Below are 14619 nucleotides of genomic sequence, written 5' to 3' on the forward strand. Positions count from 1 at the left end.
TCTCATCGGTTGCGCTGGCGCAGAGCCCGGGCCATCTCACGCTTGGCCTGCTGCTCCGCCAGCGACTGCCGCTTGTCCCAGTCTTTCTTGCCTCGGGCCAGGCCGATCTCGACCTTGGCCCTGCCGTCCTTGAAGTAGAGGACCAGCGGCACGATCGTGAGCCCGCCCTCCTTCGTCTTGGCGGCGAGCTTCTCGATCTCCTTGCGGTGCAGCAGCAGCTTGCGCTTGCGCCGCGCCGCGTGGTTGGTCCACGTCCCCTGCGAGTATTCGGGGATGTGGACGTTGAGCAGCCACGCTTCGTTCCCGTCGATGCTGGCGTAGCCGTCGACGAGCGAGGCGCGGCCCTCGCGTAGCGACTTCACCTCGGTGCCCTGCAGCACGAGACCCGCCTCGAAAGTGTCCTCGACGTGGTAGTCGTGCCGAGCACGTTTGTTCTGGGCGATGACCTTCCGCCCGGTCTCACGTGGCATGCTTCTGACTTTACCGGCGACAGGGACGATGACGACCCATGCGCACGGCTAGACCCTGAGGTAGCGGCGCAGCGTCACGAACGAGGCCAGAATACAGATCACGACACCGATGATCATGGTGAGCGTGATCGTCTGGGCCAGGTCGTTCCAGCCGAGCGCGGCCGTGGCGTCGCCGAAGAAGCTGACGACCTCGTCGAACAGGAAGACCTTCGCCATGATCAGGATGACCGCGGCGAACACGCCGCCGACGAGACCGGCGATGACGCCTTCCATCACGAAGGGCAGCTGGATGTAGAGGTTGGACGCGCCGACCAGCCGCATGATGCCCGTTTCCCGGCGCCGGTTGAACGCCGACAGCCGGACCGTGTTACCGATCAGCAGGGCGGCGGCCAGGACCAGGACGATGGCCACGGTGAGGGCGGCGATCGCGAGCGTGTCCAGCAGGCTGAAGAACGGGGCGATGAGCTGCTTCTGGTCCATCACCTGGGCGACGCCGGGCTGACCCGTGACGGCCTGGATGACGGGCTGGTAGTTGTCCGGGTCTTCGAGCTTGATCCGGAACGACTGCGGCAGGTCCTCGACCTTGGTGGCGTCCACGAGGGCCTTGTTGGAGGAGAAGGACTGCTTGAAGTTCTCGTAGGCAGTCGTCTCGTCCTCGAAGAACACCTCTTTGACACCCTGGGTGTTGGTGATGTGCTCCTGGAGCGCCTTGGTCTGCGCGGGCGTGATCGCCTTGCCGTTGCAGGCCGGCATGGCCGTTCCCTTTTTACAGAGGAAGACCGAGATCTCGACCTTGTCGTCCCAGTAGCCCTTCATCAGCCCGACCTGGCTGTTGATCATCAGGCCGACGCCCAGCATCGCCATGCCGACCGCCACGGTGATGATCACGGCGATGGTCATGGTCAGGTTGCGACGGAGGCCGATCCAGACCTCGGAGAAGATGAAATTCGCCCGCATGTTGTGTCTGCAGCTCCCTGTCAGTACGCCTGGCCGTACACGCCACGCGACTGGTCACGGACGATCTTGCCGTCCTCCAGCTCCACCACACGCTTGCGCATGGAGTCGACGATGGCCGCGTCGTGCGTGGCCATGACGACCGTGGTGCCAGTCCTGTTGATGCGGTCGAGCACCTTCATGATGCCGATGCTCGTCGCGGGGTCGATGTTGCCCGTGGGCTCGTCGGCCAGCAGGATCATCGGCCGGTTGACGAACGCGCGGGCCATGGCGACGCGCTGCTGCTCGCCGCCGGACAGCTCGTCGGGCATGCGGTGGGCCTTGCCTTCCAGGCCGACCAGCTCGATGACCTCGGGCACCACCTTGCGGATGAACCGCCGGGGCTTACCGATGACCTCGAGGGCGAACGCCACGTTCTCGTAGACGTTCTTGTTCGGGAGCAGCCTGAAGTCCTGGAACACGCAGCCGATGCGGCGGCGCAGGTGCGGCACCTTGAAGTTGGAGAGGCGGGCCAGGTCCTTGCCGGCGACATGGATGGCGCCGGAGTTCGGCCGCTCCTCTTTCAGGATCAGGCGCAGGAACGTGGACTTGCCTGATCCCGAGGGACCGACGAGGAACACGAACTCACCCTTGTCCACGTCAACGGATACGTGGTCGAGGGCGGGCCGGTTCTGGTTCGCGTAGACCTTGGTGACATTATCGAAATGGATCACGAGAGCATCACGGCATGCCAGTCTAGGGGTCAGGACGGAAGCGAGGGTGGCACATGCCCACTTCCCGCCACCGGCCGATCGGGGGCGTCGTCTTTACTGATGATCGACGTTCCGATTGGCCAGACGACAGTCTAGGGGGAAGACTGGCATGGAACGTCCATAACGGAAACAAAACGATTGTGCGGCTAGACTTGGGGCTGACATGAGTTGTGAACACCTCGTATGCGCGCAGTGCGCCCACCCCGTGATTGAGGGCCGCTGTGCCCTGTGCCGCGCCAACAGAGAGCGGATGCACAACCACGGCTTCGCCGGGCTGCCACCCGCCCTCCTCATCCTGCTCCTGCTGGCCCTGCTCTTCCTGACTCTGGCGGTCAAGCACCTGGGCGGCCTCTGAGCCTAGGCCGACTCCGACTCCTGCCGCCGCATCCAGCGGATCTCCGACTCGATGAACCCGTCGATGTCGCCGTCGAGCACGGCTGACGGGTTGCCCGCCTCGGTGCCGGTGCGCAGGTCCTTCACGATCTGGTAGGGGTGGAGCACGTAGTTGCGGATCTGCGTGCCCCACGACGTGGTGGTCGCGCCCCGCAGCTCCGACATCTTCTCCGCCTCCTCCTGCCGCTTGCGCTCGAGCAGCTTGGCCTGGAGCACGTTCATGGCCGTGGCGCGGTTTTGCAGCTGCGAGCGCTCGTTCTGGCAGGAGACCACGATGCCGGACGGGAGGTGCGTGATGCGCACCGCCGAGTCGGTCGTGTTGACGCCCTGGCCGCCGGGGCCGCTGGAGCGATAGACGTCGACGCGGATCTCGTCCTCGTTGATGTCGATGTGGTCGGTCTGCTCGACGACCGGCACGATGTCCACCCCGGCGAACGAGGTCTGCCGCCGCCCCTGGTTGTCGAAGGGGCTGATGCGGACCAGCCGGTGGGTGCCGTGCTCGCCCCGCAGCGTGCCGTAGGCGTAGGGCGCCTTGATGGTGAAGGTGGCCGACTTGATGCCGGCCTCCTCGGCGTAGGAGGTGTCGTAGACCTCGGTGGAGTAGCCCTTGCGCTCGGCCCACCGCAGATACATCCGCAGCAGCATCTCCGCCCAGTCGGCGGCGTCGACGCCGCCCGCCTGGGAGTTGATCGTGATGAGCGCCTCGCGGGCGTCGTATTCGCCCGACAGCAGCGTGCGCACCTCCAGCGCGCCGATGTCGGACTTGAGGGACTCGAGCTCCTTGTCGGCCTCGGCGCGCGTATCGTCGTCGCCTTCCTCGGCCGCGAGCTGGTAGAGGACCGTCAGGTCGTCGAGCCGGCGCGCGACGCCGTCGACACGGTTGAGCTCGCCCTGGAGGTGGGAGAGCTTGCTGGTGACCTTCTGGGCCTGCTCGGGGTCGTCCCACAGGTCTGGGGCGGCAACCTGCTGCTCCAGCTCCTCGATCTGCTTACGCATAGCGTCGAGGTCGAGAACGTCCTGGATGCTGCGGAGCGTGCCCGCGAGCTCGTTGATCTCTTCTGCCGGATCGATGCCTGCCACGTCTCCCAAGGGTACGCGACCCTCGCGGGCCCGAATAACATGGCCAGGTGCGTGCATACGGTCGGCGAGGGGTGCTGGCGCTCGCCGCCGGCCTGCTCGCCGCGGTGACCGCCTGCACCGGCAATGCCCAACCGGCGCCGACCAGGTCGGCCGCGGCGGCCTCCGCGACCGCGTCGCCCTCCCCCGCGCCGCCCGCCGTCACGCGGGCCGAGGCGGCCGAGGAGTTCTCGGCGATCATCGCCACCGACGACGCGCTGCGGGTGAAGAGCCCCCTGGAGGGCCGGCTCGACATGGTCAAGAACGACGTCACCACCGGCGGGCAGTCGCAGATCGCCGTGGCCGCCTTCCTGGCGACCGGTTACGCGCCGCCGCGCTTCCGATGGGGCGCGCCGACGCTCTACGTGCCCAGATTCGCCCCGGACGAGCCGGCGCCCTGGTTCAGCGCGCTGGTGACGCGCGACGGGCGGCCGGCGCTGCTGACGTTCACCAAGTCCGATCGCTGGCGGCTCAGCTCCGCGGCCGAGCTCCTGCCGGGGCAGGAGCTGCCGAAGATCAAGCTCGACGCCGAGGGCTACGCCTCGGCCGTTGCGCCCGACGACAAGACCGTCACGATCAGCCCGCAGTTCATCGGCCCCGTGCACGCCAGCGTGGCCGAGACGGGCACGGCCGGGGTCACGGCCGGCCTGCTCGCGGCGGGGCCCTACACCACCGACGTGGCCGAGCAGATCGCCTCGCAGCGGGAGAAGGCCAAGAACGACGGGTTCAGCTACGACTCGATCTTCAGCGCCGACAACTATCCCGTCTACGCGCTGCGCACCGAGGACGGCGGGGCGCTGATCCAATACTCGCTGACCCGCACGACGACCACGACGACCAAGACGGCCGAGGACGACTACATCCCGGTGCCGGAGCAGGCCCGCTGGGCCATCACCACGCCGGTGCTGCGCCGCACGCTCAAGCTGATCGAGACGCACCAGTACGCCACCGCGGTCCCCCCGCTCACCACCCCCGCCGCCGCCCCGGTCATCGCCCACGACGGCGCCCTGACCCGCGCCTCCGGCCAGTGACCGACCCCCCTGTCACCTTTGGTGGAGTCGCCGGGCTTCGTGTGCCACGGAACCCGGCCGGCGGTGCGCTCCGTAACGGCGGCGCGCCACTGACCGGTCAGCGGGCGTTCCCCTGGACGGACGCGAGCCAAGGTCGGCGGTTGGCCCACCCCGGCAGCGCGTAAAGGAAAGCCGCCTGAAGGGCCGGCGGGTGGCCGGCCCCGGCGGCGCGTGACTATGCCTCCGTGACTATGCCTCCGTGTGGGGGAGGTTGCTGGCGGCGACGAGCGTGCGGATGGCGCGCAACGCGACCGACAGCGTGGCGAGATCGAAGTTGTCGCTCTCCCAGATCTCCGACAGCGTCTGCCGGGCCCGGGACACCGCCGCCGAGTTGGTCTCCGACCACCGCGCCAGCCGCTCCTCCGGCGGCAGCCCCGGCTTGCTGTGCGCCAGCACGTCGCGCGTCAGCGAGGCGTGCGCGGCGTACAGGTCGTCGCGCAGGGCCGAACGCGCGATGGAGTTCCACCGGTTGTCCCTCGGCAGCGCGATGACCCGCTCCCGCAGCCGGGCCAGCTGCAGCCGGTCGGCCAGGTCGAAGTACACCTCCGCCACCTCGTTGACCGGCCGCCCCGTCAGGGACGAGATCTCCACCAGGTCCAGCGTCGAGTACGCCGGCACCATCGCGGCCACCCGCTCGGCCAGCTCCATCGGCACCCCGCGGGCCGCGAACGAGTCCCGGCGCTCCTCGTAGGCCGCGATGTCGGGCCCGGTCAGCAGCTTCGGGATGTGGGCGACGAGGCCGTTGACCCCCTTGACGAAGAAGCTGACGGACCCGGCCAGGTCCAGCGGCGGCCGGCGGTTGACCAGGAGCCAGCGGGCGCCGCGCTCGGCCAGCTTGCGGGCCTCCAGCAGCATGGCGATCTGGACGTCCGTGCTCACCTTGTTGTCCAGCGACTCCACGGCCCGGTAGAAGCTCGGCAGATCGAAGACCTCCCGCGCCACCAGGTACGCCCGCACGATGTCGGGCGTCGAGGCCCCGGTCTCCTCCCCGAAGCGGAACATGAACGTGGTGCCCGCCGAGTTGACCAGCTCGTTCACCACGCAGGTGGTGATGATCTCGCGGCGCAGCGGGTGCTCGTCCATGTACGTGCGGAACCGCTCCCGCAGCGCCGACGGGAAGTAGGAGACCAGCCACGAGGCCAGGTACGGGTCGTCGGGCAGGTCGGAGCCCAGCAGTTCGGCGTCGGCCACCAGCTTGGTGTAGGCCAGCAGCACGGAGAACTCCGGCGCGGTCAGCCCCAGCCGGGCCTGCCGCCGCTCGGCCAGCGTCTTGTCCGAGGGCAGGAACTCCAGCTCCCGGTTCACCAGCCCGTCCCGCTCCAGCTTGCGCAGGTAGCGGGCGTGGATGTGGAGCATCTCGACGGCCTGCGTACGGGCCGCGGCCAGCACCACGTTCTGCGCGTAGTTGTCACGCAGCACCAGGTCGGCGACCTCGTCGGTCATCGAGGTGAAGGTCTGGTTGCGCTGCTTGTCGGTCAGCTCCCCGTCGCGTACGACCTGGTCGAGCAGGATCTTGATGTTCACCTCGTGGTCGGAGGTGTCCACCCCGGCCGAGTTGTCGATGAAGTCGGTGTTGACCAGCCCGCCGTTGAGCGCGAACTCGATCCGGGCCAGCTGCGTGAAGCCCAGGTTGCCGCCCTCGCCGATGACCTTGCAGCGCAGCTCGGAGGCGTTGACCCGGAGCCCGTCGTTGGCCTTGTCGCCCACGTCGGAGTTGGCCTCGGCGCCGGCCTTGACGTAGGTGCCGATGCCGCCGTTCCACAGCAGGTCGACCGGGGCCCGCAGGATGGCGCTGATCAGGTCGTTCGGCGCCATCGAGGCGACGCCCGACGGGATGCCCAGCGCCTGGCGCATCTGGGGCGTGATCTGGATGGACTTGGCGGTCCGCGGGAAGACGCCGCCGCCGGCCGAGATCAGCTTGGCGTCGTAGTCCTCCCACGAGCTGCGCGGCAGCTCGAACAGCCGCTGCCGCTCCGCGAACGAGCGGGCGGCGTCGGGCGACGGGTCCACGAAGATGTGCCGGTGGTCGAACGCGGCGACCAGCCGGATGTGCTCCGACAGCAGCATGCCGTTGCCGAACACGTCACCCGACATGTCGCCGATCCCGACCACGGTGAAGTCGGTGTTCTGCACGTCGACGCCCGTGGTGCGGAAGTGGTACCTGACCGACTCCCAGGCGCCCCGGGCGGTGATGCCCATGGCCTTGTGGTCGTAGCCGATCGAGCCGCCGGAGGCGAAGGCGTCGCCCAGCCAGAAGCCGTACTCCTTCGCCACGCTGTTGGCGATGTCGGAGAAGGTGGCGGTGCCCTTGTCGGCGGCGACCACGAGGTAGGTGTCGTCGCCGTCGTGCCGCACGACGTCCGGCGGTGGCACGACCTTGCCGTCCACGAGGTTGTCGGTGATGTCGAGCAGCCCGGAGATGAACATCCGGTAGCACGCCACGCCCTCGGCGAGCTGGTCCTCGCGGGTGCCGGACTTGGGCGGACGCTTAACGACAAATCCACCTTTAGACCCAGTCGGCACAATGACGGTATTTTTCACCATCTGTGCCTTCACCAGGCCGAGAATCTCCGTACGGAAGTCCTCCATCCGGTCCGACCACCGCAACCCGCCCCGCGCCACTTTCCCGAACCGGAGATGCACGCCTTCGACCCGGGGCGAGTACACGAATATCTCGAACTTCGGCCGCGGCAACGGCAGCACGCTGATGGCCTGAGGGTCGAACTTGAGCGAAATGTACGGTTTGCGGCGCCCATCCACAGTTTGGAAGTAATTAGTGCGCAATGTCGCCTGAATCATCTCCAGGTACGCCCGCAGGATCCGATCCTCGTCCAGCGAGGCCACCTCGTCCAGCGCCCCGAGGATCTCCTCGGTGAGCGCCTCCACGAGGTCCACCCGCACGTCCTCGCCCCGCCGCGGGTCGAGCTTGGCCTCGAACAGCCGCACCAGCAGCCGCGCCAGCCGCACGTTGTCCTTGAGCACCTGCTCCATGTACGGCTGCGAGAACGTGCTCCCGGCCTGCCGCAGGTATTTGGCGTAGACCCGCAGGATCTCGACCTGCTCCCAGGTCAGCCCGGCCGCCAGGATGAGCGCGTTGAAGTCGTCGGCCTGCACCCGGCCCTGCCACAGCGCGGTGAGCCCGTCCTGGAAGAGCCGCTTGAAGTCGTTCCTGTCGACGTCTTCGGAGGGGGTGTAGCGGAGCCCGAAATCGTAGATCCAGGCGTTCTTGGTGCCGGGGTCGTTGTCCCGGTCGACCTCGTACGGCCGCTCGTCCACGACCTCCACGCCGAGCCGCTGGATCAGCGGCAGCGCCTGGGACAGCGAGATGGGCGAGCCGACCTTGTAGATCTTGAGCCGCCGCTCCCCCTCGGCCGCGTCGTACGGCTCGTAGAGGTTGATCCCGACCTCCTCGCCGTCGCCCCGCTCCACGAGCTGCTCCAGCCGCCGGAGGTCGACCACGGCCACCTTGGGCGGGAAGTCCGCCTTGTAGCCCTCGGGGAAGGCGGAGGCGTACCGCCTGATGAGCTTCGGCGCCTCCTCCTCCGAGGTCATCTCCCCCAGAGCGGTGGCCAGGTCGTCCTCCCAGGAGCGGGTGATGGCGGCCAGACGCGCCTCCAGCTCCTCCACGTCCACGCTCGGCGGCGGGAGCGGCCTGCCCCGCTCGCCCCGCACGACCACCTGCAGCCGGGCCAGCACCGACTCGCCGATCATCGCGCTGTAGTCGAGCGACCGGCCACCCAGGGCCTTGAGCAGCACTTCCTGCATCTTCAGCCGCACCTTGGTGGTGTAGCGGTCGCGCGGCAGGTAGATCAGGCAGGAGATGTAGCGGCCGTAGTCGTCGCGCCGCAGGAACAGCTTGACCTGCTTGCGCTCGCGCAGCCGCAGCACGCCCATCGCGATCGGCAGGAGCTGGTCGACCGAGGTCTGGAACAGCTCGTCACGCGGGAACGTCTCCAGGATCTCGATGAGGTCCTTGCCGTCGTGGCTGTCGGGCGCCAGCCCGGCCTGGTCGAGCACGTCGGCCAGCTTGCGCCGCAGCACGGGGATCCGGGAGATCGACTCGTTGTAGGCCACGTGCGTGAGCAGGCCCAGGAAGCGCCGCTCCCCGATCACCTCGCCCTCGGGCGAGAACAGCTTCACCCCGATGTAGTCCAGGTAGGTGGCCCGGTGCACGGTGGCGCGGGAGTTGGCCTTAGTGATGATCATGAGCTGCTTCTCGCGCGCCTTGGCCCGCACCTCGGCGGGCAGCGCCGCGAAGCTCTCGGAGCTCACCTTGTCGTCGCGCAGGATGCCCAGGGCCGCCCCGGGCAGCGCGCGCAGCGCCTCGCCCTCGTCGGTGTCCTCCAGGCGGTATTCCCGGTAGCCCAGGAACGTGAAATGCCCGTCGGCGAGCCAGCGCAGCAGGTCGAGGCTGTCCTCGACCTCCGCGGGCTCCAGCGGCGGCGGGTTCATGCTCAGGTCTTCGGCGGTCTGTACGGCCAGCGCCCGCATCTTCCTGAAGTCCTCGACCGCGTGGCGCACGTCGGAGAGCACCCGCTGCAGGTCGGCCTCGATGGCCTTGAGAGCCGCCGAGTCGGCCTGGCGGTCGATCTCGATGTGGATCCAGGACTCGACCAGCATCTGGCCGGTGACGTCCTCCTGGCCGCGGCCCAGCATCCGGCCCGTCATGTCGCGGCGCACCCGCATCTGCGGGTGGACCAGCAGGTGGATGCCCAGGTCGTGCCGGTCGAGCTCCATCGTGACCGAGTCGACCAGGAACGGCATGTCGTCGGTGACCACCTCGACCACGGAGTGGCCGGGGTCCCAGCCGTTCTCCTCCAGCGTCGGGGTGTAGGCCCGGACCACCGCCCTGCCCTGCGGGCGGACCTCGGCGAGCTGCCTCTGGGACATCGCGGGGCCGTACACGTCAACGGGGTTGCGGTCGAGCAGGTCCTCCGGCGCGACATGTCGATAGTAGAAGCGCAGGAAGGACAGAGCCTCCTCGGTGCTCACGTGCTCGCTGCTCACCGCGCAACTTTCGGCGGCTCGCTGGAGCAGCTCATCCTTGGCCTCGTCGAGCGGCATTTCGCTCTCACTCCTTTGTGAGGGTTCGCCATGGCTGTTCATAGCCAGGCCCTAAGTTCCCACAGCAGCGGGAAGTAGTGCAGGCGTGTCCTACCGCGCAGGTAGGGGGCACCTGTCGAGCCGCCTGTGCCCGACTTGGTGCCGATCTGGCGTTCGACCATCTGGACATGACGCATCCGCCACAGCGCGGCGGTCTCGTCGTGCGTCAGCAGGTCCTCGGCCAGTTGCCACAGGTCGTCGTAAGACCCGCGGTCCCTCGCCACGGCCAGCAGCGAGCCCATGATCTCGTCGTCCGAGACCGGCAGGCCACGCTGGGAGAGGGCGGTGAGATAAGCATCCCACAGCGTGGGCTCCGCGAGCCTGCGACGCAGCCGGGCGAGCTCCTCCTCGCCGGCGTGCCTGAAGGTGCCGAGATAGCGCTCGTCCTTCAGCCCCGACAGGAACTCCAGCTCCCGGAACTGCACCGACTGGAACCCGCTGGCGGGCGACAGCTTGGCGCGGAACTCCAGGAAGTCCTGGGGCGTCATCGTCTCCAGGACCTCGACCTGCTCGATCAGCACGCGCTCGACCGAGTGCACCCGCCGGAACAGGTGCCTGGCACGCCAGAGCTCGCCGGCGAACAGCGCCTCGCGGGCACCCTCCAGCTCGTGGAGCAGCAGCTTGAACCACAGCTCGTAGACCTGGTGGATGGTGATGAAGAGCAGCTCGTCAGGAGCCTGCGACTGCGGCTGCTGCTGGGCGAGGAGCTCGGGCAGGCGAAGATAGCCGCCGTACGACAGCCGGCCGCCTTCCTCGCCGAACTGCCGACGCGGGGGCCCGGGCGCATCACCGTCGATGCCCACCGAACACCTCCCCCTGACCGCCCGGCCACGCATGGCCGGGCGCAACGCCTCGCCGTACCGATATCACCCGAAAAGGGCACAGACGTCAACGTGACATCGACATCGGGGGATCGTCGCCGGAAGTCGAGGAGGGGTCGTTCTTGAGCTCGTCGAGCTGATCCGGCAGCTCGGCAAGCTCAATCAGCTCCGCCTGGCAGCGCTCGCATGTGTCGAGGTGGCGCTCGAAGGCCTCGTGCTCCTCTTCATCGAGGACGCCGAGGACGTAGGCGGCCACCCCGTCATGCATCAGCCGGCTACCCCCTTGTCCCGCAGCAGCTCGCGGAGAGCCCGGATCCCGTAGTAGAGCCGGGACTTCACCGTGCCCGGCGGGATCCCCAGAATCTCCGCCGCTTCACTTATCGTACGGTCTCGGAGGTAGGTCTGCTCAATGACTTCGCGGTGTTCTTCGGACAGGGATCGGAGAGCGTCCGCGACGACCATCGCCGACAACGCTCGCTCCGACCCATCTGGCACCGACATCATGTCGACTTCGGGCGGCTCGACCTCCTGCGGCCGGACGCTCTTCCGCCGACGACCATCAATGACAATGCGGCGGGCCACTGTCAGTAGCCACGCCCATATGAGGCTTGGTTCCCATTGCAGTCTTGCCGAGTTCCGCCAGGCCCGGACGAGCGTCTCCTGCACGACGTCTTCGGCCCACTGAAGGTCATTACCTGTGGATTTGCGGACGTGTCGCAGCAGAGGGCCGCCGAACTCCTGGTAAAGCACCGCGATGCGATGCTCCGCCTCGGCATCCGCACTCTCGAACCTGCCGTCGAGGTGACCTAGCACGGGGCACATCTTTACACCTTCGTTATCCAAGCGGTAGCCACTCCGATAACTCCAGTCATTTCTAACTATCTCCGGCCATACGTGAACCCCAGCCGGTAGGCCCGCGTACCTCCGACCATGCACAGGCTTTTGCGCGGCGAGCTGTTCATGCTCGGCGGCTTCGTCGTAGCCGCCGCCGTGACGATCGTGCTGGTCATGCCGCCGGCGATCGACCCCGCGGCCGCCCAGTGGACACAGACGTCGTCGGGGCCGCTCACGGCCGCCGACCGCGACCTGCTGGTCAAGGTACGCCAGGCCGGGCTGTGGGAGATGCCCGTCGGCGAGTACGCCAAGACCCGCGCCGAGTCCCAACGCGTGAAGGAAGTCGGCCAGCTCATCATGAAGGAGCACATGGAGCTCGACCTGCTGACCCGGCAGGTCGCCAAGAGGCTCGGTGTGGCCCTGCCGGATGAGCCCAATCCCGACCAGCAACGCTGGATGGCCCAGCTGGCGTCGGAGAGCGGACCGGCCTTCGACAAGGACTTCGCGAACCTGTTGCGTGCCGCGCACGGCAAGGTCTTCACCGTCGTGGCGGGCGTACGGTCCGGGACGCGTAACTCCGAGATCAGGAAGTTCGCCGCGGAAGGCATCAACTACGTGATGCGCCACATGGCGTACCTGGAGTCCACCGGACTGGTCGACCACAGCCAGTTGCCCGAACCCCCGACGCCCTCACCCGCTCCACCCGTCGCAATGGCGGTCGAAAAGAGGAGACACACATGAGGAGATCCAGACGCATGGCCGCGGCCGTGTCCGCCCTGGCCGTGGCGGCCGGCGGCCTGGTGTCCGCGGCTGTCATAGGCGTGGGCACCCCGGCCCTCGCCGACCACTGCGACCCCGCCGAGGCGACACAGACGCCCCAGGCGCGGCAGTCCCAGCAGCAGGACCAGAACCAGGATCAGAACCAGGAACAGGACCAGGGCCAGCAGCAGGACGAGCAGGGCCAGGACCAGCAGGGCCAGCAGCAGGACCAGCAGCAGCAGGCGCCCGAGCAGAACACCGATCAGCAGGAGGGCGACCAGCAGGCGCCCCAGGGCGGCGGCATCGCGCTGGACCCCGCGCAGTCCCCCGAGGCCCAGTCCCCTGACGGCCAGTCGCCGGAGGCGGAGGCCCCCGAGGCCGCGCCGGAGGAGAGCCCCACGGTCCAGTCCCGCCGTCGCGGCGGCAACAACGGCAACCAGTCCCCGAGCCCGAACCCCAGCCAGAACCCCGATGACGGGGGCACGGCATCGCCTTCGCAGAGCCCCACGGGATCCCCCTCGCCCTCCCCCACCGGGACCGGCGGCGCCGAGGAAGAGTGCGCCGACCTGGGCCCGTTCCCCGAGGACTTCGTGGACATCCGCCAGGTGCAGGGCAACGGCGGTCTGCTCAACCCGCGGATCGGCAGGAACGGCTCGCGCGGCACGTTCGTCTCCCAGTGCGGTACGAACCGCAACGGCCACAACAACCCGGACAACTTCATCGTCGCCCCCGGTGTGAGCAACGGGGCGCACCACCTGCACGACTACGTGGGCAACCTGTCGACGGACGCGTTCTCCACCGACGAGAGCCTGGCGGCGGCGGGCACGACCTGCCGGCTGGGCGACAAGTCCACGTACTTCTGGCCCGTGCTCAGGGACCGCAAGTCGGACGCGAACGCCAATGACCCGGACGGCAACGTCGGCCAGGTGCTGCGTGCCCGCGCCGTGACGCTGCAGTTCCGCGGCAACGCCACCTCCAGGGTCGTCGCCATGCCGAGGTTCCTCAGGCTGATCATGGGTGACGCCAAGGCCGCGACGAACGGCGGCGCGAACGCCCGCGCGGCGTGGAGCTGCACGGGATTCCAAAACCGCATAACTCCCGACAAATACCCGCTTTGCCCGCGCGGCAGCCAGGTGCTCCGTATTCTGGACTTCCCTAGCTGCTGGGACGGCCAGAACACCGACAGCGCCAATCACCGCACGCACGTGGTCTTCCCCGACCAGAGTGGTGCCTGCCCGCAGGGCACCAGGGCGATTCCGCAACTTCGCATGACCCTCACGTACTCCGTGCCTCAGGGTCCGTCGTACGCCCTGGACGCCTTCCCGGAACAGAAGCACAACCCGGTCACCGACCACGCGGACTTCGCCAATGTGATGCCCGACCGGCTGATGCAGTTCGTCGTCTCATGCATCAACCGGGGTCGCCGTTGCTGATCTGAACACCTGCCCGCACGGGCACCCAGCCTTCCGAGTCGCACCCTCACTCGACCTTGGAGGGAAATACATGCTCCACAGACGAAGCCCTCGGCACGCCCCCACCAAGCTGGACACCAGGAATGTCCGGCTGGGGGCGAGTGCCTCGATCGCCGCGATCGTGCTGTCGGTGTTCGCACTGACCAGGACGGAGCGCGGGATCGGGCTGCTCGGCCAAGGCATCGGCTTCCTCGAGTTCTACGCCGGCGTGTTCGCCCTGGTGCTGCTGACCGCGACCGTCGCGCTCGGCCTGCTGACCACCGAACGCGTCTTCCTGACACCGGCCAACCGGGTCAGGGCCCAGCTCGCTCACCGGGCCACCGCGCTCATCGGGCTGGCGTACCTGGTCACGCACATCACGCTCATGATCAGCCTGGGGCACGTACCGCTGGGGGCTGCGGTCGTGCCGGTCGCCGGAATCTACGTGGGGCTCGGCGCGCTGGCCTTCGACCTGATGGTCGTGGCCGTGGCGACGGGAATGGTCAGAGGCCGGTTCGCGGTGCGGAGCAGGCCGTGGATGTGGCGGATCTTGCACTCCGCCGCGTACGTGGCCTGGCCCGTCGCCATCATGCACGGATTGACGGCCGGCCGCCCGCCGGCCGGTTGGGTGGCCTGGTCCTACGTGGCCTGCCTGGCGGCGGTCGGCGGCGCGCTGATCGTCCGCGTGCTGGCGACCGTGCGCCGGCCACCCGTCATACCCGAGAAGGTCGCAGGACCCGCGGTGACCGCCGCCGCCGCCGTGGGAGTCCCGTCAGAACGTCCTCAGAAGGCCCGGCCTGTCCCGGCCGGCGCCGCGGCGGCGACGGCGACGGCCGCCAACGCACCCGTGAGCCTCGCCGAGGCCCGGCGCAGATATCGGGAGGCCGGATGAGCCC

Annotated in this window: 12 protein-coding genes; 4 read left to right on the forward strand and 8 right to left on the reverse strand. The window is 68.3% G+C overall.

Annotation, left to right across the window (positions count from 1 at the left end; genetic code table 11):
* Positions 1 to 2: 2 nt before the first annotated feature.
* The 4 genes from smpB to prfB form a co-directional block, all read right to left on the reverse strand.
* Positions 3 to 470, reverse strand: coding sequence for an SsrA-binding protein SmpB (gene smpB, locus AB0J69_RS20780; RefSeq protein WP_364119320.1), 468 nt, complete (start codon positions 468 to 470; stop codon positions 3 to 5).
* Between the two features lie 48 nt (positions 471 to 518).
* Entirely contained in the window at positions 519 to 1427 is a 909-nt protein-coding gene (ftsX, locus tag AB0J69_RS20785) for a permease-like cell division protein FtsX (RefSeq protein WP_364119323.1), read from the reverse strand.
* Between the two features lie 20 nt (positions 1428 to 1447).
* Positions 1448 to 2137 (reverse strand): cell division ATP-binding protein FtsE, encoded by a 690-nt coding sequence (gene ftsE / locus AB0J69_RS20790; protein WP_091079803.1) that lies wholly within the window; start codon positions 2135 to 2137, stop codon positions 1448 to 1450.
* 396 nt (positions 2138 to 2533) lie between these two features.
* On the reverse strand, positions 2534 to 3649 hold the full coding sequence (gene prfB, locus AB0J69_RS20795) for a peptide chain release factor 2 (RefSeq protein ID WP_364119326.1): 1116 nt from the start codon (positions 3647 to 3649) through the stop codon (positions 2534 to 2536).
* Positions 3650 to 3696: 47 nt separating this feature from the next.
* On the opposite strand from prfB, the gene AB0J69_RS20800 reads away from it, so the two are divergent.
* Positions 3697 to 4716 carry a hypothetical protein gene (locus AB0J69_RS20800; RefSeq protein ID WP_364119329.1) on the forward strand — a complete coding sequence of 340 codons (1020 nt, stop codon included), beginning with the start codon at positions 3697 to 3699 and terminating at the stop codon, positions 4714 to 4716.
* 228 nt (positions 4717 to 4944) lie between these two features.
* On the opposite strand, the gene AB0J69_RS20805 is transcribed toward AB0J69_RS20800, so the two are convergent.
* From AB0J69_RS20805 to AB0J69_RS20820, 4 genes are all read right to left on the reverse strand, one after another.
* A complete protein-coding gene (locus tag AB0J69_RS20805) occupies positions 4945 to 9819 on the reverse strand; it encodes an NAD-glutamate dehydrogenase (protein WP_364119332.1) in 4875 nt (1624 codons plus the stop codon).
* A gap of 38 nt (positions 9820 to 9857) precedes the next feature.
* Positions 9858 to 10661, reverse strand: coding sequence for a tryptophan 2,3-dioxygenase family protein (locus tag AB0J69_RS20810; protein ID WP_364119335.1), 804 nt, complete (start codon positions 10659 to 10661; stop codon positions 9858 to 9860).
* Positions 10662 to 10746: 85 nt separating this feature from the next.
* Positions 10747 to 10947 carry a zf-HC2 domain-containing protein gene (locus tag AB0J69_RS20815; protein WP_148439394.1) on the reverse strand — a complete coding sequence of 67 codons (201 nt, stop codon included), beginning with the start codon at positions 10945 to 10947 and terminating at the stop codon, positions 10747 to 10749.
* Positions 10947 to 11492 carry a sigma-70 family RNA polymerase sigma factor gene (locus AB0J69_RS20820; protein ID WP_185109925.1) on the reverse strand — a complete coding sequence of 182 codons (546 nt, stop codon included), beginning with the start codon at positions 11490 to 11492 and terminating at the stop codon, positions 10947 to 10949. The genes AB0J69_RS20815 and AB0J69_RS20820 overlap by 1 nt, the downstream gene beginning before the upstream one ends.
* Before the next feature lie 117 nt (positions 11493 to 11609).
* On the opposite strand from AB0J69_RS20820, the gene AB0J69_RS20825 reads away from it, so the two are divergent.
* From AB0J69_RS20825 to AB0J69_RS20835, 3 genes are all read left to right on the forward strand, one after another.
* Positions 11610 to 12254 carry a DUF4142 domain-containing protein gene (locus tag AB0J69_RS20825; protein ID WP_364119339.1) on the forward strand — a complete coding sequence of 215 codons (645 nt, stop codon included), beginning with the start codon at positions 11610 to 11612 and terminating at the stop codon, positions 12252 to 12254.
* Positions 12251 to 13705, forward strand: a complete 1455-nt coding sequence (locus AB0J69_RS20830; protein WP_364119342.1) for a DUF1996 domain-containing protein — start codon at positions 12251 to 12253, stop codon at positions 13703 to 13705. Before AB0J69_RS20825 ends, AB0J69_RS20830 begins: the two co-directional genes overlap by 4 nt.
* Before the next feature lie 70 nt (positions 13706 to 13775).
* Complete coding sequence (locus AB0J69_RS20835; RefSeq protein ID WP_364119345.1) at positions 13776 to 14615, forward strand: ferric reductase-like transmembrane domain-containing protein; 840 nt, start codon at positions 13776 to 13778, stop codon at positions 14613 to 14615.
* Positions 14616 to 14619 lie beyond the last annotated feature (4 nt).

Source organism: Nonomuraea sp. NPDC049709 (assembly GCF_040674815.1).
GTDB lineage: Bacteria > Actinomycetota > Actinomycetes > Streptosporangiales > Streptosporangiaceae > Nonomuraea.